The sequence below is a fragment of the Zarconia sp. genome (assembly GCF_057467645.1).
Genome location: NZ_JBRJXU010000022.1, coordinates 1 through 25,882, shown reverse-complemented (window position 1 = coordinate 25,882; position 25,882 = coordinate 1). Strand labels below are relative to the sequence as shown.

At 50.5% G+C, this 25,882-nt stretch carries 24 protein-coding genes; 8 read left to right on the top strand and 16 right to left on the bottom strand.

The features are described from left to right. From AC2215_RS03685 to AC2215_RS03635, 11 genes are all read right to left on the bottom strand, one after another. Nucleotides 1-388 (bottom strand): hypothetical protein (locus AC2215_RS03685; protein ID WP_486808603.1); only part of this gene is annotated, 388 nt, incomplete at its 3' end. A 187-nt stretch (nucleotides 389-575) separates the two neighbouring features. Next, on the bottom strand, nucleotides 576-1,544 hold the full coding sequence (locus tag AC2215_RS03680) for a PstS family phosphate ABC transporter substrate-binding protein (RefSeq protein ID WP_486808602.1): 969 nt from the start codon (nucleotides 1,542-1,544) through the stop codon (nucleotides 576-578). A 274-nt stretch (nucleotides 1,545-1,818) separates the two neighbouring features. After that, entirely contained in the window at nucleotides 1,819-2,031 is a 213-nt protein-coding gene (locus AC2215_RS03675) for a hypothetical protein (protein ID WP_486808601.1), read from the bottom strand. Between the two features lie 1,292 nt (nucleotides 2,032-3,323). After that, nucleotides 3,324-3,659, bottom strand: coding sequence for a RuBisCO small subunit-like domain-containing protein (locus AC2215_RS03670; RefSeq protein ID WP_486808600.1), 336 nt, complete (start codon nucleotides 3,657-3,659; stop codon nucleotides 3,324-3,326). 37 nt (nucleotides 3,660-3,696) lie between these two features. After that, nucleotides 3,697-4,104: a RuBisCO chaperone RbcX gene (gene rcbX / locus AC2215_RS03665; protein WP_486808599.1), complete on the bottom strand. Its 408-nt coding sequence runs from the start codon at nucleotides 4,102-4,104 to the stop codon at nucleotides 3,697-3,699. 164 nt (nucleotides 4,105-4,268) lie between these two features. Further along, complete coding sequence (locus AC2215_RS03660) at nucleotides 4,269-5,681, bottom strand: form I ribulose bisphosphate carboxylase large subunit (RefSeq protein WP_486808598.1); 1,413 nt, start codon at nucleotides 5,679-5,681, stop codon at nucleotides 4,269-4,271. 955 nt (nucleotides 5,682-6,636) lie between these two features. Then, nucleotides 6,637-7,287: a beta-carboxysome scaffolding protein CcmN gene (ccmN, locus tag AC2215_RS03655; protein ID WP_486808597.1), complete on the bottom strand. Its 651-nt coding sequence runs from the start codon at nucleotides 7,285-7,287 to the stop codon at nucleotides 6,637-6,639. A gap of 239 nt (nucleotides 7,288-7,526) precedes the next feature. After that, the gene (ccmM, locus tag AC2215_RS03650) at nucleotides 7,527-9,554 is read right to left on the bottom strand and encodes a beta-carboxysome scaffolding protein CcmM (protein ID WP_486808596.1); all 2,028 of its coding nucleotides are present in this window, start codon (nucleotides 9,552-9,554) and stop codon (nucleotides 7,527-7,529) included. Nucleotides 9,555-9,816: 262 nt separating this feature from the next. Further along, on the bottom strand, nucleotides 9,817-10,104 hold the full coding sequence (gene ccmL / locus AC2215_RS03645; protein ID WP_486808595.1) for a beta-carboxysome shell vertex protein CcmL: 288 nt from the start codon (nucleotides 10,102-10,104) through the stop codon (nucleotides 9,817-9,819). A gap of 10 nt (nucleotides 10,105-10,114) precedes the next feature. After that, a complete protein-coding gene (locus tag AC2215_RS03640) occupies nucleotides 10,115-10,459 on the bottom strand; it encodes a carbon dioxide-concentrating mechanism protein CcmK (protein WP_486808594.1) in 345 nt (114 codons plus the stop codon). Nucleotides 10,460-10,585: 126 nt separating this feature from the next. Beyond that, entirely contained in the window at nucleotides 10,586-10,894 is a 309-nt protein-coding gene (locus tag AC2215_RS03635) for a carbon dioxide-concentrating mechanism protein CcmK (RefSeq protein WP_486808593.1), read from the bottom strand. An 852-nt stretch (nucleotides 10,895-11,746) separates the two neighbouring features. Between AC2215_RS03635 and AC2215_RS03630 the strand changes: the two genes are divergently transcribed. The 4 genes from AC2215_RS03630 (at nucleotide 11,747) to AC2215_RS03615 (ending at nucleotide 17,087) form a co-directional block, all read left to right on the top strand. Then, nucleotides 11,747-13,606 (top strand): NAD(P)H-quinone oxidoreductase subunit F, encoded by a 1,860-nt coding sequence (locus AC2215_RS03630; protein ID WP_486808592.1) that lies wholly within the window; start codon nucleotides 11,747-11,749, stop codon nucleotides 13,604-13,606. A 42-nt stretch (nucleotides 13,607-13,648) separates the two neighbouring features. Next, on the top strand, nucleotides 13,649-15,163 hold the full coding sequence (locus AC2215_RS03625; protein ID WP_486808591.1) for an NADH-quinone oxidoreductase subunit M: 1,515 nt from the start codon (nucleotides 13,649-13,651) through the stop codon (nucleotides 15,161-15,163). A gap of 164 nt (nucleotides 15,164-15,327) precedes the next feature. After that, on the top strand, nucleotides 15,328-16,461 hold the full coding sequence (locus AC2215_RS03620; protein WP_486808590.1) for a CO2 hydration protein: 1,134 nt from the start codon (nucleotides 15,328-15,330) through the stop codon (nucleotides 16,459-16,461). A 161-nt stretch (nucleotides 16,462-16,622) separates the two neighbouring features. Further along, nucleotides 16,623-17,087, top strand: a complete 465-nt coding sequence (locus AC2215_RS03615) for a hypothetical protein (RefSeq protein ID WP_486808589.1) — start codon at nucleotides 16,623-16,625, stop codon at nucleotides 17,085-17,087. Nucleotides 17,088-17,205: 118 nt separating this feature from the next. Here the strand turns inward: AC2215_RS03615 and ccmO are convergent, their stop codons facing one another. Then, a complete protein-coding gene (gene ccmO / locus AC2215_RS03610; RefSeq protein ID WP_486808588.1) occupies nucleotides 17,206-18,084 on the bottom strand; it encodes a beta-carboxysome assembly protein CcmO in 879 nt (292 codons plus the stop codon). A gap of 189 nt (nucleotides 18,085-18,273) precedes the next feature. After that, nucleotides 18,274-19,461 (bottom strand): hypothetical protein, encoded by a 1,188-nt coding sequence (locus AC2215_RS03605; RefSeq protein WP_486808587.1) that lies wholly within the window; start codon nucleotides 19,459-19,461, stop codon nucleotides 18,274-18,276. Between the two features lie 542 nt (nucleotides 19,462-20,003). On the opposite strand from AC2215_RS03605, the gene AC2215_RS03600 reads away from it, so the two are divergent. After that, nucleotides 20,004-20,237: a hypothetical protein gene (locus AC2215_RS03600; protein WP_486808586.1), complete on the top strand. Its 234-nt coding sequence runs from the start codon at nucleotides 20,004-20,006 to the stop codon at nucleotides 20,235-20,237. Nucleotides 20,238-20,437: 200 nt separating this feature from the next. Next, complete coding sequence (locus AC2215_RS03595) at nucleotides 20,438-21,004, top strand: hypothetical protein (protein ID WP_486808585.1); 567 nt, start codon at nucleotides 20,438-20,440, stop codon at nucleotides 21,002-21,004. Between the two features lie 261 nt (nucleotides 21,005-21,265). Here AC2215_RS03595 and AC2215_RS03590 read toward each other — a convergent pair whose 3' ends face one another. Next, entirely contained in the window at nucleotides 21,266-21,472 is a 207-nt protein-coding gene (locus tag AC2215_RS03590; protein ID WP_486808584.1) for a hypothetical protein, read from the bottom strand. 114 nt (nucleotides 21,473-21,586) lie between these two features. On the opposite strand from AC2215_RS03590, the gene mddA reads away from it, so the two are divergent. Then, a complete protein-coding gene (gene mddA, locus AC2215_RS03585) occupies nucleotides 21,587-22,360 on the top strand; it encodes a methanethiol S-methyltransferase (RefSeq protein ID WP_486808583.1) in 774 nt (257 codons plus the stop codon). Nucleotides 22,361-22,512: 152 nt separating this feature from the next. On the opposite strand, the gene lipB is transcribed toward mddA, so the two are convergent. After that, nucleotides 22,513-23,157 carry a lipoyl(octanoyl) transferase LipB gene (lipB, locus tag AC2215_RS03580; protein WP_486808604.1) on the bottom strand — a complete coding sequence of 215 codons (645 nt, stop codon included), beginning with the start codon at nucleotides 23,155-23,157 and terminating at the stop codon, nucleotides 22,513-22,515. Nucleotides 23,158-23,507: 350 nt separating this feature from the next. Here lipB and hpf point away from each other — a divergent pair, with 350 nt between their 5' ends. Then, a complete protein-coding gene (gene hpf, locus AC2215_RS03575; protein WP_486808582.1) occupies nucleotides 23,508-24,155 on the top strand; it encodes a ribosome hibernation-promoting factor, HPF/YfiA family in 648 nt (215 codons plus the stop codon). Between the two features lie 409 nt (nucleotides 24,156-24,564). On the opposite strand, the gene AC2215_RS03570 is transcribed toward hpf, so the two are convergent. After that, on the bottom strand, nucleotides 24,565-25,882 hold a 1,318-nt coding region (locus AC2215_RS03570; protein WP_486808581.1), incomplete at its 5' end, for a hypothetical protein.

Here is a 25,882-nt window from a genome sequence, read left to right as displayed (position 1 = left end):
CGGGTTCGGGTTCGGGTTCGGGTTCAAAGGCCTCTGGAGGTGGGGGCAATCGATCTTCTCTCGGCTCGGGTTCGGGTTCGGGCTCGGGTTCGGGTTCGGGCTCCGGTTCGGGCTCCGGTTCGGGTTCTTCTAGCTCTTCTTCGAATTCGAATTCTTCTTCGATTTCTTCCTCCTCGTCTCCTAACAAACTAGTAATCGTCACGGATTCCTCATCGAGTAAGTCGGGATCGATGGTCGGCTCGGCTTCGACAATTTCCTCTGGCGGGAGCGGTCGGCTCAGAAACAAGACGTGCAATCCGATCGCCATCAGCATCATCGGACGCCATAACGTCCGCAGTGCTAACAGAAATTGGATCAGTTTGTTTCGGAGTAAAAACAGGAGTTTCATTCGCGTGTTCGTAGAAGAAGAAAAAACATGAGACGTCTGGGATTCGGAAGTACCTCAAGAAGAAAGTTGCCGACCGATTACCAAAAAGGAGCGATCGCCCAAAATCAAGCATTTGGACCGATCGCTCTTTCAATTCAAAGCTCAAAGGATCTGTGAAGAGAGAAATATCGAGAGGAATTTACAACGGTTACAGACCTTCGCGTAGGGGTTCTGCACCGGTTTCACCGCTGTTGAAGCGCGTCAGTGCTGCTTGATAATCGGCATCTTGCAGGGGAACGTAGCCAACTTCATCAACGTATTGAACCCCTTCGGTGAGGTAGTACTGCACGTAGTCTTTCACTTCCGTACGCTCCATGGACTTGGTGCTCACGTAAATGAAAATCGGACGAGAGAGGGGATAGGAACCATCGTTCACCGCTGCGGGGGAAGGAGCTACCGCAGAACCGTCTCCACCATCAACGGCTAATCCTTTGAGGCGACCCTGATTTTCTAGGTAGTAAGCAAAGCCGAAATATCCCAGTGCGTTCGCATCGCTAGCAACCCCTTGCACCAACACGTTATCGTCTTCGCTAGCGGTGTAGTCTCCGCGACTGGAACCCTCTTCACCGTTGATTTTCTTGGTGAAATAGTCGAAGGTTCCCGAATCCGAACCCGGACCGTAGAGATTTAAAGGTGCGTTCGGCCAACTCGAATCTACTTGGTTCCAACTCGAGACGCTTCCCTCTGCTTCCTCAGACCACATGGCATTGAGTTGCTCGAAGGTGATGCTAGCGAGGGGGTTATCTGGGCTGACGACGACGGTTAGGGCATCATAAGCAACGGGTAATTCGACAAAATCAATTCCGTTAGCTTTGCAAGCCTCTTTTTCAGAATCTTTGATTCGTCTAGAAGCGTTGGAAATATCAGTTTCCCCAGCGCAGAATTTTCTGAAGCCGCCACCAGTTCCGGAGATCCCGACGGTCACTTGTACGGAATTATTTTTGGAGATTTGGAACTCTTCAGCAACCGCTTCGGTAATCGGGTAAACGGTGCTGGAACCGTCGATCCGAACGATGCTGGAACCTTGAGATCTAACCTGAGCCGCACCGAAGGCAATCGCCGTTGCGGCAGCGGCGATCGAAGTTATCCGCGCGATGGGCTTGAGCTTAAATGTCATGTTTCTTATTACTCTCACACTGCTGAGTTCGGGCTGCTAGATTTATAGTGCAGCGCTGTGTCGCAGCAAGCATACTTGTTGAAGTTTAAGATGGCGCTAATGTTAAGTTAAGAAAAAAATAACCCCTAGAAATCTTAATTTCCAGAGGTATTTATTTACGTATTTTTACTGAAATTATCGTTTAAAACCAGAAGTTAAGTTAGATCGCGTCTTATCGATCTATACTATTTTTAACCTTCGGTTTCTTAAACCCAAAAAAGCTAGCCGTACGGGACTAGTTTTCCATATGGGCTGGAATTTGCATTCGTTCGCAATAACGAAGCCAAGCCGCAAATTCCTCTGAAATCACCTCACCGTAGCATAAAGGATTTTCCAAAAGCCAGTTGGCTTGAGCGGAATACCCCTTTTTGATGAGAGCTTCAATAGTGGCAACGCGATCTTCGAGATCGCATTTTCCACTGCGCGCAATTTCAGCTAGAGCTTTCATTAGTGATAAAGGCTCTTTCATCATCAAACACCCCGATAACAACAAATCGATTCCATTCTGTTCTCTATTCATCATCCAGTCTTTGGCGCTTGCAATACCGAACCGAGTAAATCGATGTGAGTATATTTCAAGCAGACGCGAGACATCCAGAGAACAGATCGATATTCGATCGAGAGAACGATGGTGACTGGACCACCTCGAACTCTTCTTCTACTAAAGATACCCCTAACCTTCAGAAAACAGCAATAGGACCTTTCCATTCCGAGGCGATCGCATCTCGAGAAAAAGACCCAGTTCGCGAAAACCGGGTGGGGTAAGAAGCTAGCTCGATTTACAATCTTAGACTCCTTCTAAAACTACGGGGTCTAGGTTAAGAGAGCTTTGCGATCTCGTAAAACTTTGAGACATATTTAAAAGCCAGACTAAAAAATAAAATTGTAACTTTAGCATCTCTAATAATTTTCATTGATTTTCGTTATCTCGCTCGAGATCGGAGCGAAAATCAATGTAGTTTTAAATACAAATTTTCCAGCTTTCTGTAATTTTTGCATCATTGGCAGTACAACAAATGGCAATTTAATGTCACAAAGTTAAAATTTATAGAAATTTTTGGAAATTTGTAAAAATCACGGGCGATTCAGTTTAACCTTCAACTAATCGTTTTTATTTCTTAAATTTAGTTTTTTTTCAATAAAAAACGTATTTTTAAATGACGATAAGTCAAGAAACTTATCGATCGATATCAGATCCGGGTAATTAACCATAATCTAAAAATCCCACGAGTCACTTTCTCCCTCCTTCAGTCAGCGTTCCCTTGCATATGCGCGCGCCACACGGGGTCCGACCGCTCCCACAACCTCTACTGCGATTGCCAGCTCACATCCACCGGAATGTGCGGTTATTCAAGCGGATTTGATATGACAGTGAGGGGAGTGGCATTGAAGCCGCCAAGAAAATACGCACTGCTACGGCAAACACATTTGGCGGAATACTTGATTAGAGCTGAGCGAAACCCAATCTAAAACTCACGTGAGTTCGGGATAAGCTGAACCCCTGATTCTGCCATTACTGATTTACTGCATTCTCTCGTTGCGGCAGTTAAAAATCGACTCTTAACCCGAACTGACGTTAAAACTCACAATATAGCGATACAAGCCGTGTCTCGATCGTAGATCGTCAATCGAGCGCAAAAAAACTTTCAGCCGCATCCTCAAGGGAAGCAACTGAAAGTTATCATTTCTAGAGTAAATTTCTAGATTGTCAAGTCAAGTAACTTCAACCGAATCTCGAACTTAGTAGCGGCTGGTGTTAGGCTTGTAAACGATGAAGCTGACGGTTTGGCACTGCTTGATGTTATCGAAGCCCACCACGCGGATGTAGCAGTTGGGGTTTTCCGAACGGCACTCGCGCACTTCATTGAGAACCTGCTGTGAGGTGGAAACGCTGAACAAAGGCAGCTTCCACAGCGTCCAGTGGTGATCGGCAGGGCTGGGATTTTCTTCAAACTCAACCGCCGGAATAAATCCCTGATCGAGCATATAGTCAATTTGCTTAGTAATCTGCCGATCGTCTAAAGGGGGTAAGTAAGAGAGGGTTTCGTAGCGCTTCTCTTTGGGTAACGTTTTCATGAAAATTGGCTCCTGTTGGTGAAATCAGAAATAACAGTTAATTGGGAGAATCGTTGATGTCGTTCTCGGGTTGAGTGCCATCATTGGACTCGATCGAACTAAGACTTTGGGCTTGAGTCATGCGCTCTAACATCTGGCGGCGATGTTCGATATTGGCTTGTTGAATCCCCGTTTGCACCATTTCGGGCATAAAGTCTAACACCTCGCGTGCAAGGTGTTCGCGAACGGTTAGAATCCGCAAAACCAAATCTTTTTTTTCTCCCATCAGCTCTTTCAGGTAGGCTTCCCCATCCTGAATCTTGTTGGTGGAAGAGAACTGCCGCAGCCAAATGCCCAAAGGGGGATTGGTTTCAGACAATTGCTTAACGATTGTCTGTACGGCTTGGTAGGTGAGGTAACTTTGCAACACTTTTGCCGTATCTTTGGCAACTTGCTTCGTATCCATCTTTCCTCCCCCATCCGAGTCCGACCTTAAAAGAACGCATCGGACTGTGGATGTTAGGTATTAACGCTTTATTAACACCTAACATCTAACATCATCGAGCCGAACCATTCGGTGTCGGTTGCTGCGTTAAGTGGATTTACTTAACACGCGCGATTGCATCGAGATCAAACGGTGTCGATCGCTTCGTACTCGAACTTGATTTCCTTCCACAGTTCGCAAGCAGCGGCGAGTTCGGGACTCCACTTGCAAGCTTCGCGAATCACGTCGCCGCCTTCGCGCATCAGGTTGCGACCTTCGTTGCGGGCCTGGATGCAAGCTTCGAGAGCCACGCGGTTGGCCGTTGCGCCCGGTGCGTTGCCCCAGGGGTGACCCAAGGTACCACCACCGAACTGCAAGCAGGAATCGTCGCCGAAGATTTCCACCAATGCCGGCATGTGCCACACGTGGATACCACCGGAAGCCACGGGCATCACGCCAGGCAGAGAGGCCCAATCTTGGGTGAAGTAGATGCCGCGCTCGCGATCTTCTTCGATGTGGTCTTCGCGCATCAAGTCTACGAAGCCCATGGTGATGCCTTTTTCACCTTCGAGCTTACCGACCACCGTACCGGAGTGGAGGTGATCGCCACCAGACATCCGCAAGCACTTAGCCAGGACGCGGAAGTGAATGCCGTGGATCTTCTGACGGTCGATCACGGCGTGCATGGCGCGGTGGATGTGGAGCAACACACCGTTGTCGCGACACCAGCGAGCCAAGCTAGTGTTGGCAGTGAAACCACCGGTGAGGAAGTCATGCATGATGATGGGCGTGCCAATTTCTTTGGCAAACTCAGCCCGCTGCATCATTTCTTCGCAGGTGGGGGCAGTCACGTTGAGGTAGTGACCTTTGATTTCGTTGGTTTCAGCTTGAGCCTTCTCGATGGCTTCTTGAACGAACAAGAAGCGATCGCGCCAGCGCATGAAGGGCTGAGAGTTGATGTTCTCGTCGTCTTTGGTGAAGTCGAGACCGCCGCGCAAGCATTCGTAAACGGCACGACCGTAGTTCTTGGCAGACAGACCCAGTTTAGGCTTAATGGTGCAACCGAGCAGGGGACGACCGTATTTGTTGAGTAGGTCGCGCTCGACGGTAATTCCGTGAGGCGGTCCTTGGAAGGTTTTCAGGTAAGCAATGGGCACCCGAAGGTCTTCTAAACGCAAAGCTCGCAGGGCTTTAAATCCGAAAACGTTACCCACCAAAGAGGTGAGCAGGTTGGTGACAGAACCCTCTTCAAACAGGTCTAGAGGATAAGCGATGAAGCAGATGTACTGGTTGTCTTCCCCAGCAACGGCTTCAAAATCGTAGCAACGACCTTTATAACGATCGAGGTCGGTGAGTCCGTCGGTCCAAACAGTGGTCCAGGTTCCGGTGGAAGATTCGGCAGCGATGGCGGCTGATGCTTCTTCGGGAGGAACGCCGGGTTGGGGGACGAATCGGAAAGCCGCCAGAATGTCCGTATCTTTGGGGGTATAGTCTGGCGTGTAGTAGGTCAGGCGGTAGTCCTGTACCCCTGCCTTAAATCCTGCTTTCGCTTGTGCCATAATTGCTCCTTATGTGTAGAGGTGTATTTTTTTCTGCCAATTACTGCGCAGGAGCAAATACCATAAACCCCCAGGAATTTCCCGAGATTGTTTTTGATGCTCCTGAATAAAGATTTGAAGCCGAAAGTTACATTTATTTCCTTGCTGGTTTTGTATCTTAACATGAATTTCAAATTGTTTTTAATTAAAATTTTAGAATTTCATCAGGATTTCGATTGTCATTATTTTTTGATTTGATTAGTTAAACTAATACCCAGTAATGTTAATTTTTGTTAAGTGTTTATTTTTTGAGTAAAATATCGAAGTAATCTGTAAGTCTTTTTCTTGATTCGTTATCTTCCGTCAACATGGAAAATGTCAGCACTCAATAAGTATTAATACTTATTTAAGTTGAGAAGATCGAGATTGAGAGAATGCAAGAGATTCCCTTCGAGAAGGATAATTTTCTTCGAGACTCCCATGGGAGAACCGGGCCTCGAAGCTCGATCCAAAGCCTTGTAACCTATATATATTAATAGTTTGAAGAAAAATTGTTCCTCAGCGGGTGGCGGCGCGCCCAGGAACGGCTTGATGTTGCGATCTGAGGAATTCTCTTCTCTAATCGATGACTGGCACTTAGGAAAACGGGTTCGTGCATCCGATATTTTCTCGCCACTCGTACTTGTGAAGCACTTCTGAATATTTCCCTCTTCCAGAGGCGTGAAATATCCCACAGACTCTCCCAGAAAAGTTAGAGAGTGACAAAAAGTTCGATCGAGTTGACTTTACCGAGGGGACAAAAATGACTCAACTCGATCGAATTTTCTAAGTAATTCAACTTATTCATTCCCAAAAACTCTCGATTTTCGCGATAAAAGCGGAGTTTGAGAAACGAGATCGGGTTTATTTTGATAAATCGATGTAGCGCTCTTTACCAAAAAAGTTTCCTGCAATTTTCGATCGCGATTTTGGAGCTTTAGTTCGATTTTCCCGACGAATCCTCCGGGGGTTGCGAATTTACCGATGGACTGTTGGGGAATAACGACGTAAAAATTCGCCGAACGTGAACCTGTCCGTAAATTTCGGTGGAGGAAGATTGTGGCTTGAAGCCATTCGATGAAGGTTGGCTTTCGCGGTCTTTGTGCGATTCGGATTCGACCGCTTCTGTTTGGCTTGTGGGGGTATGGCTTTTGGGTTCGATGGGTTGGGATGGAACCGTATGGGTTTCCTCTGGGGGGTCTGGGGTGACCGGTTGCGAGTCTTGCGGGTCGACCTGACGACCCCAATCCCCCAGAAGGGAACCGGGAGCAACGATTTGCTGCGGGTCGACTGAAGCGTTAAACAGGGTGGTTGCTGCGCCAATACAAGCATTTTCACCGATGGAACATTCTCCAATGGCAAGAACTCCCGCCCCTAGATTCGCCCCAGCGCCGATGGTCAACGGACCGTTGCTGCTATGGACGATAACGCCCATTCCCAGACAAGCACCCGCCGCAATTTCAATTCGACTGTTGGGGTCGGCTTGCAAAATCACCCCAGTGGCGATCGCCGCGCTGGGATGGATGGTGACATCTCCGCGCACGCACACTCGCTCGTCTATTACAGGTTGGAGGGGCGGCAATGGCATACAAATCAACGGATGGCGCGTTGCGCGCTCGTAAAAAGAGGACGGGGCAAAAGATTCACGAAAGAAACGTTAGCGCGCGCTTGATTTTCGCTCTGGCAAAGAAGTCAGATGGACAATTGCATTGCCGATAATAAAGATCGAATACGATCTCGATGGAGTGGTCGACAGCGAGCGAAAACGATTGCTCGATCGTTCCGATTCGCTATTGACCACCAACCACCGTTTCAGTGACGAAGATCTCAGGGTTTTTGGATCAGAGTTTCGGCCACTCGCCGTTTGGCATTCGGATCGACGCCGATCAAGCGAACGTATTCTCCGGGATAGGCATTCAAACAAGCTTCGAGCTGGGCGATGACCTCCGATTCTCGTTGGGATTCGATAGGCGCGCCACTTTGCCAAGAGCTGGTTTTGAAGCGACGCTTGTTGGCGTGCTCGGTGCTGATTTTGTAGCCTTGGGCAATCAGAGAGCGTACTTGGTCGATGGCCTCAGTATCTAAGCTGCTGCTGGCAAATCCATTGCTCGAACCGTTAGAACTCGAACCGTTAAGGCTCGCACCGTTGGAGCTGGCGGAATAGCTGCCGTTGCTCGATGCGGTTGACGAGGCGCTTGCAGCAGACGAAGGCGCATCTCCCGGTCGCTGAATGAGCTGTTCGGACACCCGACGCTTGGCTTGGGGGTCGATACCGATTAAGCGGACGTATTCTCCGGCATGGTCGACCAAACAAGCTTGAAGTTCGCTCAGTACTTGGGCTTCGTTGTTGGATTGGATAATCGGGCAGCTCAACCAAGAACTGGTTTTGTACCGGCGCTTGTCAGCGTGTTCGGTACCGATGCGATACCCCGCGCGCAGGAGCGATCGCACTTGTTCGACGATTTCGGTACTGATGGAACCGGCTCCAGCCCCATTGCTGCTCGCGGCAAAGGAGGTGGAAGCGCTACTCTTGTTCGAAGACGAAGGTTGACCGTCGGGTTGCGCAATTATCATCTCCACCACCCGGCGCTTGGCGTTGGTATCGATGCCGATCAAGCGGACGTATTCCCCGGCGTATTCGTTCAAGCAGGCTTCGAGTTCGGCAATGGCTCCATCTTCTCGAGTGGCTTGAATCGAAGTACCACTCAGCCAAGAACTGGTTTTGAAACGGCGTTTGTTGGCGTGTTCGATGCCAATGCGATGACCCGCGCGCAGGAGAGACCGCACTTGGGCGACGGCTTCGGCACTTAAGGAACCCGAACCGACGGATGTCGTCGTGGTGCTGGTTCCCGATACAGAAGTACTCGCGGAAAAAGACGATTTACTTGCCGACGGTGCGGAACCATCGGGCTTTTGGATGAGCACTTCCAAGACTCGACGCTTGGCTTGGGTGTCGATGCCGATCAATCGGACGTACTCCCCGCGATGTTCTTGCAAGCAGGTTTCGAGTTCGGCGAGTACTTGGCTGGCGTTGCGTCCTTGAATAATCGGGCAACTGAGCCAAGAACTGGTGCGGAAACGGCGCTTGTCGGCGTGTTCGGTGCCGATTTTGTATCCTCGATCGAGCAGCGATCGAACTTGCTGGGCAATGTCTGCGTTCACACTTCCATCCTCCGTGGGCATTGTGTCGTATTCGGTTCCGGATAAAGTTCCGGTACTGTGGGTGCGGTCGGCTCCGTTGAGAGCCTCCACCGCGCGAGCTGAATCTTCCACTCGTTGGTGGTCGACTCGCAAAGCTTCATTCATATCGATGACGTGACGGGCAAACTCGATATCGCCCGGACGCACGTCGGGGAGTCGATCGGCGTGTTGCTGGTCGGTAATCACCGCTCCAGACGGGATAAACTTTCCGGGGGGAATTTCCACATCCTGAATCAGGGCGTGCATCATCACGATGCAACCGTTGCCAACTCTGGCATTAAACACGGTAGAGCGAAAGCCGATAAAGCTGTTGCTACCGATGTAAGCCGGACCGTGAACCAGAGCCATGTGCGAGATACAGGTACGATCGCCGATCCAAATCGAATATTCTCGCCCGTCGTCCCCCATGACGCGACCGTGTTCTAAGCCGTGAATGAGCACCCCGTCTTGGACGTTCGTCCCGTCCCCGATATAGAAGGGGGAGCCGCCGTCGGCTCGGATCGAAGTTCCGGGGGCAATTAATACGTTGGCTCCCACGCGCACGTCCCCGATGATATTGGAGAACGAATGCACGTAGGCGGTCTCGTGAACTTTGGGTTCGGGTTGGCTTGTCGAGCGCGGAGTTAGGGAAGCCGCGCGATTGCGGACTACCATCTGGGATATCCTCCTAAAAATTTCTGTGCTTTTATCTAACTTTGGTTATCTACGGTCGATCGGTTCCTATGGGGGGTGGGTTACACCTTCCCCAACTCCGACAGCCACTGCTCGGTCGCTACCATCCGCTTCCGCTGGCTTGGCGATTTTCGAACCTGAGGGAAAATGGGCGATCGCCTTGACGAACTCCCTTCGATCTCGGATCGGATTTCTTGATGAGGTCGGCGAATCGTCGGATTTCTTCGCGAAGGAAAGACTCCCTCTACTTACCGTAGATTCGGCGATTTTCTACGCTCACCGTATCGATAATGCCAATCACCATTGCGTCGATCGGGCGCTGCTCGTGACCCATTTCCTGACGTGCCGCGCTACCCCGACTCACCAACACCCACTCACCAATACCCGCACCGACCGGATCGGCTGCCACATCGTATTGGGACAGGAGTTGACCGTTTTCGTCGATCCATTGAAGCAACAGAAATTTCGTTCCGGTTAAACTGCGCAGCTTTTGAGTGCTAACAACGGTACCGAGAACTTTTGCAATTTGCATTTAAATTCTGTTAGGGTCTGCGAATGGCCCGAGGAGAACTGACGCCCTCGCGGAACTGTTCGACCTCTTCCGTATATCGGATGGGCAATACGTATTCTAAGTTCTCGTGGGGACGAGCGATAATATGGGTGGAGAGGACTTGACCGCCACTCACCCGGTTGTTGGCCGATTCGACGCCAGCCGAGACCGAAGCCTGAACCTCGGAAACATCGCCGCGAACGATAACGGTGACCCGTCCCGAACCGATTTTCTCGTACCCCACCAAGGTGACGCGAGCGGCTTTCACCATCGAGTCGGCAGCTTCCACCACAGCGGGGAAGCCGAGGGTTTCAATCATTCCCACTGCAATTGACATTTTATTTACTCCTACAAACGAGCTGATTATTTCGTCTGACATCCTCGATTTCTATGACCCTAAGTTCGAACCCTTAGAGTCGCAGAAACCACCGGAGGACTTTTGAGGCTCCAGACCGCTGACGAATTACATCCGGAATTGATCGACCTCTTCCGTATAACGGATCGGTAAGACGTACTCCAAGTTTTCGTGGGGACGGGCGATGATGTGAGTCGATAGCACTTCTCCTCCATCCACCCGATTGGCCGCAGCGATGCCAGCCGAGACCGAGGCTTGAACTTCCGAGACATCTCCTCGGACGATGACGGTCACTCGACCGGAGCCGATTTTTTCATATCCAACCAAGGTAACTCGAGCAGCTTTCACCATCGAATCAGCGGCTTCCACAACTGCTGGAAAACCTTTGGTTTCAATCATTCCTACAGCGATTGACATACTATTATTGGCGCTCCTTAGTGCCTATGCGTATCAGAATCAACAAGGGGGCAAGTTCGTGAATGTAACTCTGGCTCAAAATTCGCAAGTTGCAACTCCAGCTTGGCGAGGTGATACAGTTTCGGCTTAAATTTCGATCGGATGCGCGTCGCGCTACTTCTCACGCCTGAGACTGTATACCCCTCTCAACACCAGATTGGGTTGCGGGTGGCAAAAATTTGACGGGGATGGCTTATTTTTTATCCCACGTAAATAGCATAGGAAATTTCGGCTCCTCTGACAATATAAAACATAATGATATTTTTAAATAAAATAGTTTAACAAAACTTAACTACCTAAACCACCGAGTCTCCCGAGACATCGAAGCTATTAGGTTTTGGGAACTGTACCGACTGCTTTATAATTTCTTTATTACGATCGAAAAAACCAAAATCTTGAGGTCGAGAAGGCGAAAGAAATTTGTCGCGAAGTCTCGGTCGTAGGGTCTTGCGACCGAGTGAAGATATCGATCGAAAATTCGAGTCCGAGCGTCTCTTCTCTCCGGTTAGGAGCGCGAGCTGGTATAGGTATCGCTGACATCAGGGTGTACGTCGCTCGAGCTGTGTCGGGTGGCATCGCGCGCCGCAATCGATCGATTTTAGAGCGATCGCTTTCTTAGATTGTAACGTCGTTTCCACTTTAGGTTTTAAACTCCCGGCGGAATTTTCCGACGCGAAGATCGGTTTCTTAGAGATCGCCAAACCCGAAATTCAGATCCCACCCTCAAACGGCGAGCGCGCGCATAAACTACAACATTTGTTTTTAAAACAACCCCATTTTTTCATCGAACCTTGTAATCTATCAGGCACTTGAATGACTGATTTCCTCCTAGAAAATAGTTGGTTTGTTCCCCTCTACGGAGCGATCGGGGCAGTTCTGACCCTGCCCTGGTCTTTGGGACTGATCCGGCGGACGGGACCGCGACCGGCTGCCTACATCAACCTCCTGATGACCCTCGCGGCCTTTATTCACGGCTCGATTGCCTTTCAAGCCATTTGGGGGCAGCCGACCCAGAAACTCGTCTTTGACTGGTTCAGCGCCGCCGACCTCACCATTCCCTTAACCCTCGAAATATCTCCAGTCAGTTTGGGGGCTTTAGAACTGGTCACCGGCATCAGCCTGCTGACGCAAGTCTACGCCCTGGGCTATCTCGAAAAAGATTGGTCTCTGGCACGGTTTTACGGCTTGATGGGTCTCTTTGAAGCCGCTTTGGGAGGTGTGGCCCTGAGCGATTCTCTCTTCCTCACCTACGGATTGCTTGAAGTCCTCACCCTTTCCACCTACTTACTTGTTGGCTTCTGGTACGCTCAGCCCCTGGTGGTCACTGCGGCCAGAGATGCATTCCTTACCAAACGGGTGGGGGATATTATTTTGCTCATGGGTATCGTCGCCCTGTCCAGCTACGGAGAGGGACTCGATTTTAGCTCCCTCAAAAACTGGGTTGCCACCGCCCCCATTTCCACCTGGACCGCCACTTGGGTCGGGTTGACCCTGATTGCCGGACCCACAGGAAAATGCGCTCAGTTTCCCCTCAATCTCTGGCTCGACGAAGCCATGGAAGGTCCGAATCCCGCGGGAATCATGCGAAATTCCGTGGTGGTTTCCATGGGTGCTTACGTGCTGATTAAACTCCAGCCGATTTTCATCCTCTCTCCCATCGCCGAGGACGTACTCATCGTTATCGGTACGGTCACTGCCATTGGTACTTCCTTAATGGCGATCGCCCAAATCGATATCAAACGCACCCTTTCCCATTCCACTAGCGCTTATTTAGGACTCGTCTTTATCGCCGTCGGCTTGGGTCACGTCGATATTGCCTTCTTGCTGCTGTTTACCCACGCCATCGGCAAAGCCCTCATTTTCATGAGTGCCGGGTCGATCATCCTCACCACCAGCAATCAAAACATCACCGAAATGGGGGGACTTGGAGCGAGGATGCCCGCCACCACCATCGCCTTCGTCGTCGGGTCTGCCAGTTTGGTTGCCTGTTTGCCCCTGGGCTTTTTCTGGACGATGCAGCGGTGGTTGAACGGATCGTGGGAAATTCACCCATGGTTGCTCGCCATTCTGATGTTCGTGAATGCCCTGAGCGCCATCAACTTGACCCGCGTTTTCCGCTTAGTCTTCTTAGGCAAACCCCAACCCAAAACCCGCCGCGCCCCAGAAGTACCGTGGGCGATGGCATTACCCATGGTCGGACTGACGGTGGTGACCCTCCTTGCGAGTATCGCACCGCACCTGTGGCCTCTATGGCTGAGTCCCGTGGCACCCATCGATAACGCCGATACCGCCTTAATTCAATGGGCGATGCCGCTACTGGTCGCCTCTGGTGTTATCGGTTTGATTATCGGCAGCCGGATCGAATTGCATCGGGCTTGGTCTCGACCCATGCAGCGCTGGCTGCGATTCGTCCAAGATTTATTCGCGTACGACTTCTACATCGAAAAAATCTACGAACTGACCGTCGTGATGGCTGTCGGACTAACCTCCAAAGCCACCACTTGGTTCGATCGCAATGTCGTTGATGGCGCGGTGAACTTCGTCGGTCTGGCTACGATCTTCAGCGGTCAGGCACTTAAATATAACGTGTCCGGTCGCTCGCAGTTCTACATTCTGACGATCGTGATCGGCACCTGCTTGCTGTTCGTTCTCACCAACGGCTGGTTGTTTTAAAGCCTCGATCGAAGTTGTACGCGCAAAATATAAGGAGACAGGATGCTCAGCGCTTTACTTTTAATCCCGTTGGTGGGTATCGCCATCATCGGATTTTTACCGGGGACGCTCGTCCCGAAGATGTATCGCCGCGTTGCCTTCGGGGTAGCGGTGGCAACATTAATTTGGAATATCTGGCTCGGTCTTGGATTCGACCCCACCGCGCCGGGAATGCAGTTTTCGGAGTTCGTCCCCTGGGTTCCCTGGATGGGATTTAACTATCATTTGGGGGTGGACGGACTGTCGATGCCCTTGCTGCTGCTCAATAGCTTTCTGACGGCGATCGCCATTTCCTGCACCCCCGCCAATCTCGAGCGACCCCGGTTCTACTACATCTTAATTTTTCTAATTAATATCGGGGTCACCGGCGCGTTTGTCGCTCAGGACTTGTTCCTATTTTTCGGATTCTACGAACTCGAAATTATTCCCCTCTACTTCCTAATTGCCATTTGGGGCGGCAAGCGGCGGGGTTACGCGGCCACGAAGTTCCTCATCTACACGGCGGTTTCGGGAATTTTGATTCTCGCATCCTTTCTGGGCGTGGTGTGGTTGTCGGGAACGGGAAGTTTCGATTACGCACCGTTGCGAGAGGCTGGCTTGCCCCTGGGAACGCAAATCTTACTGTTGGTTCCCCTCCTCATCGGCTTTGCGATCAAAATTCCCTTTTTCCCCTTCCATACTTGGCTACCCGATGCCCACGTCGAAGCTTCTACCCCAGTGTCGATGTTGCTAGCGGGGGTGTTGCTGAAATTAGGAACCTACGGATTGTTGAGGTTTGGGGTCGGCTTGTTTCTCGATGCCTGGGTGTATTTAGCGCCTTGGTTGGCGGTGTGGGCTGCCGTTAGCGCCCTGTATGGAGCCTCCTGCGCCATCGCACAAACCGATATGAAAAAAGTGGTCGCTTACTCCTCGATCGCCCACATGGCCTTTATTCTGCTCGCTGCGGCCGCCACTACTCAACTGAGCCTGTTGGCCGCGGTGTGTCAGATGATCGCTCACGGCTTGATTTCCGGACTGCTCTTTTTCCTCGTCGGCGTGGTTTACAAGAAAACCGGCACTCGGGATGTCGACACCCTGCGCGGTTTGCTCAATTTCTCGCGAGGACTGCCCCTGATTGGCAGCTTGATGATTCTCGGGGTGATGGCTAGTGCCGGACTTCCGGGGATGGTCGGTTTTATTGCTGAGTTTCTGGTATTTCGCAGTAGCTTTGCCCTTTTCCCCGTTCAAACCCTATTGTGTATGGTGGGCACGGGTTTGACGGCTGTGTACTTTCTGCTCATGGTCAATAAAGTCTTTTTCGGACGTTTATCGGATGTGGCGATCGACTTGCCTCGGGTGGGATGGTCCGATCGACTGCCCGCTTTAGTTTTGACCGCACTCGTTTTTCTCCTCGGCATTCAACCCAATTGGTTGGTATTCTGGAGCGAACCCCAAATTGCTTCGATCGTGACGGAGTTCGGTCAACCTCAAGCCAGTCTCTCTGTACCGATAGAGAGTGTGGCGGAAGTTGTGGAGTGATGGGAGGACGCGGTGACGCGGTGACACGGTGATGGGTCTCGGGGAAGCGCGCGCTTCCTAATTCTCCCTTCCCCATTCCCCATTCCCTGTTCTGAATTCCGCGCTTCCGTGCTTCCTAATTCTCCCTTCCCCATTCCCTATTCCCCATTCCCCATTCTCGAACCATGTTAAGCGTCGATAAGCTCGAACCGTCCAAACATCCCCTCGCGGACTTCATACACAGTCTCGAAGCTGGAGAAGCCCTGCTCAAAGATACTCCCATCCACGTTGTTGAAGTGGTGGGAATCCTCAAAAGTTACGGTGTCATTTTAGATGCCTACTCTCGGAACCTCATCTATATTTCCGAACACCAATTTTTAAATCTATTTCCCTTTTTTAAGTACTTCAACGGTGAAGTCACCTTCGATCGACTGCTCAAACATTGGAGTCACGATCGAATCAACTTCGAGTACGCCGAATATTGCATGAAAGCGATGTTCTGGCATGGGGGTGGGGGTTTAGATGCCTACCTCGATACCCCCGAGTTCGCCCAAAACGCCGAAGCCGCCATTCAAGCACGGTGGAAAGGGAACTTCTTCATGCTGGGATTGCACAAACTGTTTCCAGACTTCTTACCGGAACAGGTGCGGGTGATGGCCTACTATAGCGGGTTGGGACAGTTCTGGCGGGTGATGAGCGATATGTTCATCGACCTGTCCGATCTCTACGATCGCGGTGAAATTACATCCATTTCCCAAATCGTACAGCACATTCAAGATGGCTTGGTGGCCGCTGCGGGAAACCCGATTACTTACAAAGTCAAACTCGGCGATCGCATCTGCGATCTTTTACCCGACTCCGCTGGCTTAACCTTTCTTGTTGATACTGCCGTTCCCTATGTGGAGGCGGTTTTCTTTCGCGGTACGCCCTTTCCGGGAACCATTTCTTACAACGCGCAGGCCGCTCAAATTCCCTTCGATCAATCCATTTTCAGCTACGGCGCGCTTTATGCCGATCCGCTACCCATCGGCGGTGCGGGCATTCCTCCCACATTGCTGATGCAGGATATGCGCCACTATCTCCCCGAGTACTTGCACGAAATCTACCATCAGGGCAAGCGTCAAGAGGACGATCTTCTGGTGCAGATTTGCCAGACCTTCCAAAAGTCGATGTTTTGCGTTACCACTGCCGCGATTCGAGGACTGGCCCCCCATCCCATGGAGACCACCAATCTCGAAGAACAAAAGGCAAATCGCGCTTACTTGGAAAATTGGATGAACCGTTTTCTGACCTCTCGCGTCGTGGCGGTCAATAGTTGAGATCGATCGCGCTTATTAGAGGTGCGAACGTCAAGATTTAGGGTAAATTTCGGATACAGCTTGTCTTTACAATTCTGGTAGGGGTCAACGGCCGTTGACCCCTACGGTTGGTCTGTTATTTTCCCGCTCGAATCGATCTAACCTTCCATCGGATGACAGCTATGAGAGCAACAATCGATGATGTCAAAAAAAATATCCTGCAAAAAGAGATACTGTGGGCTTATCCCGTTGCACTCAAACTAAAAAAATATCACTATCTTCTAACAATTGAATGGGCGAGAGAATGCATCAAAATATATTCACTCAAGTTTAGATCTAACAATTTTTTATCCCTAAACTTATGTATTCAAAAATTATTGAAATCGCACGATACATTAACGCCTTTACAGTGTAATAAAATTGGTCGAGAGATATGGTATCTCCCTGGAAGAGACGAGGTTCAAACGTCAATAGCTAGACTGTGGTGGTCTATTGAAGCTTTTATCGCAGGAGAAGAGCATGGCGGCATCATGCAAGCGATTATGGCGGTTGAATTATTATTACCCGATCTATCCGAGCGCGATCTATTAGACCGATATCTAGAAGCGGCGGTCAGAATTTTTGAAGAGTATGAACTCAAAAATTAGGCGATATTTCTTATGATTTATTTTGGATTCACTGGCGATCGGAAACCCATCGATATAACCATTGCTATCTCGATGTAAACTATGAGCCTAGCCTCAAGATGCGATCGAGTGCAAAAGCCTATAGCCAATCCGAGGAATCGTCCAGACGGCGCAATTTTTTCGGTTCTTTGAGTTGCTCCAATTCTTGAGGTTCTTCGAGTTCGATTTCGATGGGGACTTTCTCCACCTCGGGAAGCTGTAGGGGTTCGGGTGTCTCTTCGGCGACATCGGGCAACAGCACCGGTAAGGGTTCCGGCTGTTCCAACCAGAAGCTGGCAATCGGCAGGGTTTGTTCCAAATCTTCCAACAGGCGGGGAATCACCATCACCGCGTGCAATTCGCCGATGCGTTCGGCTTCGTGCATTCCCGCATCGATGGCAACGGCAACGTTCGCCACGGTTCCCCGAACGATCGCCGTACACAGACCGTCACCAATGGTTTCGTAGGCAGCCAGTTGCACGTCTGCCGACTTGAGCATCGTATCTGCGGCCCCCACCATGGCCGGGAATCCTCGCGTTTCGAGCAATCCGATTGCGTTTTTACTCAAACGAGAAAAGCCCCGTTGCTGCTGGGTGAGTTGAGCCAAGCGGCTACCGATGGGAAAGACCGCTTCTAAATTAGGCATCGGGCGGGGAACCACCAGTTTGGAAATCAGTTGACCGAATTGGGCGGCAATGCGGGCTCCTTCTTCAACGGCTAAGCGCACGTCGGCAAAACGTCCCCGGACGATCGCCGTACAGTGACCGCCACCGATTTTCTCGTATCCCACCAGGGTCACATCTGCCGACTTGAGCATCATATCGGCAGTACCGACAATTGCCGGAAAGCTTTGAGTCGCAACTAAGCCCAGAGCAGTTTGCTGTAGCGGGTCTCGCTGCCGAACCTGTTGCCTGACTTGCTTCTTTACCTGGCTTTGGGGCCGAGGAGGTTGTTTCCCGTATAGATCGATTTCTGGCATCTATATTTGGCTGTAGAGCTTGCGATAGTCAGGAGACGCGACCTCCCTATCTTTATCTATTCTATCTATAATTCTTAAGGAAATCTGAATTCAGTTGCTTAAAAAGTTTGTATCTTTTTATCGAACGGGCAAATCATCCCTATCTTTTCCATCAATTTTGACACAATCGCGCCATCGACAGACTGGCTCTTAGAAAGAGAGCAAATTTTGCGGTTGTCGGAAATGGAGGCTAAAGGCGACATTTAAATTTTCCAAGGAGTCGACCAACCAGTTAATGCTATTTTTGGCGGTGTCTTCGTAGCGATCGAATAAAACTGCAAATCGCTGTTCGAGGTAGGATTTGACTTGAGTGCAGCACAAAACAATTTTGAGCAAAATGCCCACAGTGGGAGCACTGCCGAGGTTGGCACTCAGATCGAGAAACACGTAGTGATTGGGTTGTCGAGCATGCTCCACCACCAAAAAATCGAGGAGTTTGCGACAGGTTTTATGCCACAAATCTTCGTTGAGTTTTTGTCGATCGTTTTGAGGTAGGGTATTTTGCAGGTATTGATAGAGTCGCTGGTTGAATTGACCGCGGGCGTAGCGAGGATTGATGCGATCGACCGAAGTCATCAGGTATTCGTACAACTCATCCTTGAACGTCCGGTAAGATCGGGTTTGTCGGGTATAGCTGCGAAACTGTCGAGCCAAATCCCGGTAGGTATGAACCCCATCGATGGTGCTGGTAAAGTGGTCGATGGCAAAATCCAGTTGGGCATCGCTGAGCAACGTTGGATTGCGAGTCAAACGCTCTCGAACATGCTGGGTGTTGGGCGCTCTCCGGGTCAAAATATACTGCGATAAATCCAGATCGAACTGTTGCTGGTGTCGATCTCGCATCGATCGAACCTGTTGCATTCGTTTCCCAGGGTTGTTGCGATCGAGCCAACAATGTTCGTAAAGATAGGGATAGCGGCGAATGAGAGAGCCCAGGGGTTTGGTTTCGCACTGAGATCGGCGCTGGCTTTTTCGTTCGATTTCTCGGGAAATTTCGAGTAATACCCGATATCGATCGGTTTGGGTAAATTCGAGTACCAGTTGGCGCAGGCGTTGAGTGGCAATGCCAGAGAAATCACCCTCACTCCGGAGATCGAACAAACCCACCAGTTCGGGAATGGCATCCCGGAGTTGGGGTTGGTTCTGCCATCGGTTGATGGGAATGTAGCAACTGCGATTGAGAACGAAAGGGAAATCGCGACTCGCTCCCTCAGACATCACCAGTTGCTCGATGGCTTTCCCAATTTCTGGCTCCCAATAGCCCGTACCGTCAATAAAAAGGCTGCGGAAACGCTCGATCGTCGCCCAGGTGGGTTCCTCCTCTACGCACGATCGCAAATGAGCGTAAAGTAATTGTTCGTTGGTATGGTTGTCAGCGTCGATCTAGGTAGCACCCCCCTAGCCAAGACAAATTTTGTGGGCTAGTTTATGTTAAATGATAGCCTATTAGCCAAAATTTATGGTAACAAGAGTCACCCTTCATGGAGAAAAACGAATACGATCTCGAGAGCAGAGGTTCGGTTATCTCTGAGAAATTCAGATCGCGATCGACTTCAATTTGCTCGATCGAAAATGTCCGGATTTTGGGGTTTTAGATTTCTCTAGAAATGGGCAAAAAGAAGAGCCGGTTAAACGTTAACCCATCAAGTCCCCATTCCATCCGAGAAATTTTACGGGTCGGCAATCGACTGCAAACTCCCAAACTCCTAACTCTCTCTAGATTTGCGCTCTTTCGCGGAAACCAACCCAAGAGGGGGGCAAAAGCCATGAGGGGTATGACTCTCCATTAAAACAAGACAGGAATAGAGATATGGAGCTATGATCCAAAACAAGCCTATCTCTAGTCTTCTCAGACGTTAGATCCCACAAAATCGAGTGTTATGAACGAGCAGAAACACAAGCGCCATGCGGCTCGAGAAGCATTTCAAGAGTCTCTAGAACGGTTGCAGCAAGTTTTGGATTTAGGGGAAGAACAAGTCGAGCGACCCGAATCCAACGAGCGTTCCCCATCAAGTTCGTCCACCGCGCAACAGCCACCCGGTGGTGGGGAAGACACTCTCGATGTGTGGGAGGATGCCGTTAATGACATCGATCGATTCCTTCAATCTGATTGACCCCCATCGTCACCATATAGATGGGAAGAATGCTCAATCGAGTTGGAGAGCGGGCACTCCTTCTATTCTTTCAGACGTCATCTTTGAGAAGTCGTTGGCCGTTGTCGAACGCCCTCGATTCGATCTAAAGTGAAACTCGGCACACACCAGTTCGCTGCAGTTCTGGCTGCTGTTCGACATCATTTGGGGGACTCGATCGCTTGTCCGGTAGAACCGTTCACTATCTCATCATCGACAATTTAGAGGCACCCGAAATCGAACGAGAGGGAGTTCTCGTCCTGCTTGGGGTCAAAAAAGATAGTCTGCGCGCGCGTCACCAAGCTATCGAACTGGTACGAACCTTGTGGGAAGAAGAACGACTTCCCGAAGAACGGTTTGCCAATGGAATTACGGAGGAATCGATCGTGTCTATTTCCCAGAAAACGGAGACGAGCAAGCTCACCCCCGTCGAACAAGGGGCGATAGAACTGTGCGAATTATTAGCACTGCAAGTGAGCTACCAGCAAGCCTGTCTCGAAGCCGCACCCTTGGTTCCCGTGGTGCGGGCCGTGGTCGAAGAAGAGAGATCGCTCAGTACCGAGGAACTCGCAATTGCCAAAGACAAAAAGACCGCGAAAACCCTTCAGAAAGTCGCGGCGGCTAGTGCCGATCTCAGTCGATTTCGAGAAGCCATGAGCGGGAATGCCAAGTTAATTCTGGAAGTGATTCAACCGGATGAAACAGGAGAAGTCGCCGTGAAAAAACCGGATTCTCTGAACGAAGGCTAACTGGACGTGCATCGCGAAGGGCAAAATCGAGTTCGAGAGTTCAGAGGTGGGTTGGTACCTGCATTCAGGTAGGTTAGGACAGTCTAAGGGTTACCAAAATCCTTCTCCCGAAGCCCCCTTTGCCCCCTTCGCTCACCAACAAAGCCTGTCCTAACCACTTTGAATATAGCGATAGATGCTGTTGGGTGGGACAACCCGAATATAAACTTGCGATTTTTTCAGGGTTCGGGTCGGGTTGATGCTAACTATCCCAACGCGATCTTAGAATCGATCGAGTGTTTTAATCCGTCCCCGCATCACCGAACGCAGGAGGCGATCGACCGAACGTCGTTCCTCTTCATTGAGGGATTCATCGAGTACGGCAGCCATGAGTCCGTATCGATCGGTTCGGGTCAGGCATCCCGTGTCGATGGCAGAAACGATAATTTCAGAAAGAGCACCCGGTATCAGTTCCATCTGGGGTAGCATCAACAAGATTTACCAAACTCAACATACCCCCAGTTTGGTCTAAGATTCGATCGATCGCCGCGATCGGAATAACCCCATCAGTGCGATCGCAATCCATCCATCCGGAGATCGATCTTGGTTAACCCAACTGTCCCTTCAAATTTCAACAACAAAATCGGTCGTATTGCAGCATTTATCTATGGTCTGATCTGTTACGTTATCTTTTTCGTGACGATTCTGTATGCAATTGGCTTTGTTGGTAACTTTGTTGTCCCCCGCTCGATTGATTCAGACTCGATCGTTCCCCTCGGCAATGCCCTACTTGTGAATGCGGGTTTGCTCGGATTGTTTGCCTTGCAACATAGCGGCATGGCCCGTGAAGGATTTAAGCAAAAATGGACTCAAATCGTTCCCAAAGCCGTTGAACGCAGTACCTATGTTTTGTTTTCTAGCCTCTGTTTGTTAACCCTGTTTTATTTCTGGCAACCCATGGGCGGTATTGTCTGGCAGATTGCTAATGATGTGGCGGTTGTTGTTCTCTACACGGTGTTCGCAGCCGGTTGGCTAACGGTATTTGGGGCAACTTTTTTGATTAACCATTTCGATCTGTTCGGTCTGCGCCAGGTTTGGTGCTATTTAAAAGGTAAAGAGTATACCCATCTGAAGTTTGTCACTCCTGGTCCTTACAACTACGTACGTCATCCCCTCTACGTTGGTTTCCTGCTTGCCTTCTGGGCAACACCAACGATGAGTGCAGCTCATCTGGTCTTTGCCCTACTGAGCACAACTTATATTCTGATGGCAATCCCATTAGAAGAACGAGATCTCGTCAGCTATCACGGTGAAGACTACAACCACTATCGTCGCCGCGTGCCGATGATTATTCCCTTTATCCGTCGTGTTTCATAATGGCTTGACAAATCATCAGTGATTCTGGCCTTTCACAAATGGCTGACATCTGATGTTTTACAAGCTCTCTACGACGGGTCTGTCCATTTAGTTTTTCGGGATAGATTTTCTCCCCGTCCAAACTTATCCTTCATTTCAATGTTGACAGAGTACTACCGGCCAATTGCCGGTAACAATTCGGCATCAAAAACGTTCGCAAAGGTGCGAGCCACGATCGGACGCACTTCATCTAAGGTAATATCCGGTCGGAACTCGGCCATACTCCCCACAGCTCGATCGGAAATGCCGCAGGGAACGATGTACTCAAATCCCGTTAAATCGGGGCAAACATTGAGGGCAAATCCGTGCATGGTCACCCAGCGGCTGACTTTAATGCCAATCGCGGCAACCTTGCGTCCTTCTACCCACACCCCCGTCAAGCCAGAAATGCGCTCTCCACAGAGGTCGTATTGGGCGAGTACTTGAATAATGACCTCTTCGAGCTGGCGCAAATACCAATGTACGTCTTTGCGGTAGTGGCGCAAATTCAAAATCGGGTAGCCAACGATTTGTCCGGGACAGTGATAGGTCACTTCTCCCCCCCGTTCGATCTGGTGAACTTCAACACCTGTAATGCGATCGGCATCTTGGAGAAACGCCCGATTCGATCCCCGACCGATAGTATAGACCGGTAAATGTTCGAGCAACAGGAGAATATCGGCCAAGTCCGAGTCGCGATAGCGATCGTTCATCCAACGCCGTTGCCAACCCAAAGCATGGGTGTAAGGGACAGGTTCGCTGGCACAAAAGTATTGCAGTCGGCGTTGGTTTTGTTTAGGTGAGTTGGGGTTCAAAATCAAGTGGGGTTTACATCAAAATCCAAGGAATCTCACCCAAATAAAATCACAAATCATCAAGGAATGCAAAGGATTCTAACGGTTAACTAAGAGTCTCGGTCCGGAAGCATACAATATTGGTGAAGGGACACCAACGAGATTCTGCAAGCAAATCGCCCTTCACCCAAACAACCTTGGACGTTGTGTTCGACGGAAGCGGTAATGCCCGCCCCGTTTCCTCATCTGCGTTAAAAAGCAATGAAACCAGGCAAACGAAATCGATCGAGCCTCGTGCTTTTTGAAAACGGAACCATCAGCGGGAAGAAGCAAATATGAAGCTAGTTATCCAAGGCAAGAATATTGACATCACCGATGCCATTCGCGAGTACGTCACTCAGAAAATCGAGAAGGCTGTGAGTCATTTTCAAAACTTGACGATGGAAGTCGACGTGCATCTATCTGTCAGTCGCAATCCGCGCATTACCACGAATCAGTCAGCGGAGGTCACGATTTATGCTAATGGAACGGTAATTCGCGCCCAGGAAAGCAGCGAGTCGATGTATGCCAGTGTAGACTTGGTGGCAGACAAAATCGCCCGTCAACTTCGCAAGTATAAAGAAAAGCGCAACTCCAAGAAATCCCAAGCCAAGCTAGAAGTGGAGACGATGCTGGAGGAAGCTCCCGTTGCGGCAGATCTGATTGGCGATCGCACCGCCGAACTGCCGCCAGAAGTGGTACGCACCAAATACTTCGCGATGCCTCCGATGACCCCCGAAGAAGCCTTGGAACAGCTGAAGCTTGTCGATCACGATTTCTATATGTTCTGCAATGCCCTCACGGGAGAAATTAACGTGATTTACGAACGCAATCACGGCGGTTTCGGTATCCTTCAACCCCGTCAACCCAACGGTCATAACGGCAACGGCAACGGCCACAGCAATGGTAAAGCCGAAGCTGCGGTCATGGCGCACAAAGCCTAAGACGCCCGGTCGGAGCGATCGCCGCTCGAGTTTTTTCCGGGGCGATCGCTTCCCAAAATCCAGCAATTGGGGTTGGAACAGTCGCATCGAGCTTGCAACTGCGCTGCTTCCTAAACCCAATCGCAATGACGACATCCTGTTAAATTCTCGAGAGCGATCTCCATACAATCAGTCAGATAAAATGTGGATAATGTGGGGGAGCAAACCCGTTGTTCCCCCGTTTTTGTGCCCTCGTCTCTCCGGTGTTGTTCGACCTCTTGCAACACCATAATCGGAACTGAAACATTTCCCCAGCTCGTTGAATTTCCCGAACCCGAACGGGCCTTAAAAACCAAGCGAAACCCAACAACAACGCTAGATGCTGGGTTTCGCGACTGAAGCCAGAGATTAGAACTCGGTACCGAAGGCGTTAGACGATGATGTTATCGGTTGCTAAATCCCCTAACTCCACACCCAAGAGGGTAACGGAATTATCGAAGCCCAAATCGATGGAGAGGTCATCTCCCACCTCGCTGGCGGCTCCCAACACCGCATCGAAGCTATCGAAGACTCCGATGGTGCTCAAATCGAGAATATCGTCGATCGAAGAACCGTTCCCAGCGGTTTGGAAGTTGGTAATGATGTCATCCCCCGACTCGGTGCCGAAGCGGAATACATCGCTGCTATGACCGCCGGTGAGGGTATCGTCACCGCTGCCGCCATCGACGTCAACACCTTGAGAACCCGTTTGGACGAAGCGATCGTCTCCATTACCGAGTCGAACGGCCCCCTCTAAAATTCCATCATTGAGCAGGTCGATGTCACCCGAGGCCCCGGTGGCATCCACTGCTAAGCCATTGCCGCCGCGAATCGTCCCCTCGTTAACGATCGACCCTTGAAATTCCACCCCAGCTTCAATCAGAATGCCAGCAGTTTCCTCAGAGGCGATCGTGCCATCGTTGGTGATGTTGGCTTCCACGACGGCCACCGGTTCCCCGGAACCGTTGAAGAAGCGCACCCCAGCGGGAACGTTACCATCACCGCGACCTTGAACGAGTCCTGCGTTGACAATCTCAATCTCTTCATTGAGAGCATCTTCAGACGCCGAACCCACCTGAACGGAAATGCCGCTACCGGAGTTACCTTCTCCAGCATCAATCGTCCCCGATTGGCGGTTGGTAATAGTTTGCCGATCTCCCGTCCCGTCGATGTAAACCGTGCCGTTGCGCTGGTCTCCCGTACCGACGATTTCTCCGGCATTGTCTAAAGAGACATTGTCGCCATCGAGGTTCACCGCGCGGCTGCCGGATTCGATGCGATCGAAGTTGGCAATCGTCAAATCGTGGTCGGCATTACCGATATACAAACCGTTGCGGGGACCGGAAATTAGACCGGTGTTTTCAATCTCCCCTTCAAAAGCCACTCCATCTTCGACGACAATACCGCCGAGGAAACCAACATTCACCTCCGTAGTAATCGTGCCGCGATTCACCAGAGAACCGGTGACAATGGCCTCATCTTCCCCAGACCCGTTGAAGAAGCGCACACCGCTAGACCCGTTACTGGCCGTGCGTCCGACTCCCGGCTCGAATCCGGCTTGTCCCCGACCTTGAATCAGTCCCGCGTTGATAATCTCAATCTCTTCATTGAGAGCATCTTCGGCTGCCGAACCCACTTGAACGGAGATACCATCGCCGAGATTCCCTTCCCCAGCATCGATGATGCCGCTACTGGTGTTGCGGATCGTT

What these genes read in the sequence shown, in the direction of transcription:
- AC2215_RS03675 (WP_486808601.1), bottom strand. Translation starts at nt 2,031, where the DNA reads ATGAAAGCTCTAGCTGAAATTGCGCGCAGTGGAAAATGCGATCTCGAA.
- ccmO (WP_486808588.1), bottom strand. Translation starts at nt 18,084, where the DNA reads ATGCCAGAAATCGATCTATACGGGAAACAACCTCCTCGGCCCCAAAGC.
- ccmM (WP_486808596.1), bottom strand. Translation starts at nt 9,554, where the DNA reads ATGGTAGTCCGCAATCGCGCGGCTTCCCTAACTCCGCGCTCGACAAGC.
- ccmL (WP_486808595.1), bottom strand. Translation starts at nt 10,104, where the DNA reads ATGCAAATTGCAAAAGTTCTCGGTACCGTTGTTAGCACTCAAAAGCTG.
- AC2215_RS03640 (WP_486808594.1), bottom strand. Translation starts at nt 10,459, where the DNA reads ATGTCAATTGCAGTGGGAATGATTGAAACCCTCGGCTTCCCCGCTGTG.
- hpf (WP_486808582.1), top strand. Translation starts at nt 23,508, where the DNA reads ATGAAGCTAGTTATCCAAGGCAAGAATATTGACATCACCGATGCCATT.
- AC2215_RS03620 (WP_486808590.1), top strand. Translation starts at nt 15,328, where the DNA reads ATGTTAAGCGTCGATAAGCTCGAACCGTCCAAACATCCCCTCGCGGAC.
- ccmN (WP_486808597.1), bottom strand. Translation starts at nt 7,287, where the DNA reads ATGCCATTGCCGCCCCTCCAACCTGTAATAGACGAGCGAGTGTGCGTG.
- AC2215_RS03660 (WP_486808598.1), bottom strand. Translation starts at nt 5,681, where the DNA reads ATGGCACAAGCGAAAGCAGGATTTAAGGCAGGGGTACAGGACTACCGC.
- AC2215_RS03680 (WP_486808602.1), bottom strand. Translation starts at nt 1,544, where the DNA reads ATGACATTTAAGCTCAAGCCCATCGCGCGGATAACTTCGATCGCCGCT.
- AC2215_RS03590 (WP_486808584.1), bottom strand. Translation starts at nt 21,472, where the DNA reads ATGCTACCCCAGATGGAACTGATACCGGGTGCTCTTTCTGAAATTATC.
- AC2215_RS03615 (WP_486808589.1), top strand. Translation starts at nt 16,623, where the DNA reads ATGAGAGCAACAATCGATGATGTCAAAAAAAATATCCTGCAAAAAGAG.
- AC2215_RS03600 (WP_486808586.1), top strand. Translation starts at nt 20,004, where the DNA reads ATGAACGAGCAGAAACACAAGCGCCATGCGGCTCGAGAAGCATTTCAA.
- rcbX (WP_486808599.1), bottom strand. Translation starts at nt 4,104, where the DNA reads ATGGATACGAAGCAAGTTGCCAAAGATACGGCAAAAGTGTTGCAAAGT.
- AC2215_RS03625 (WP_486808591.1), top strand. Translation starts at nt 13,649, where the DNA reads ATGCTCAGCGCTTTACTTTTAATCCCGTTGGTGGGTATCGCCATCATC.
- AC2215_RS03635 (WP_486808593.1), bottom strand. Translation starts at nt 10,894, where the DNA reads ATGTCAATCGCTGTAGGAATGATTGAAACCAAAGGTTTTCCAGCAGTT.
- AC2215_RS03630 (WP_486808592.1), top strand. Translation starts at nt 11,747, where the DNA reads ATGACTGATTTCCTCCTAGAAAATAGTTGGTTTGTTCCCCTCTACGGA.
- AC2215_RS03670 (WP_486808600.1), bottom strand. Translation starts at nt 3,659, where the DNA reads ATGAAAACGTTACCCAAAGAGAAGCGCTACGAAACCCTCTCTTACTTA.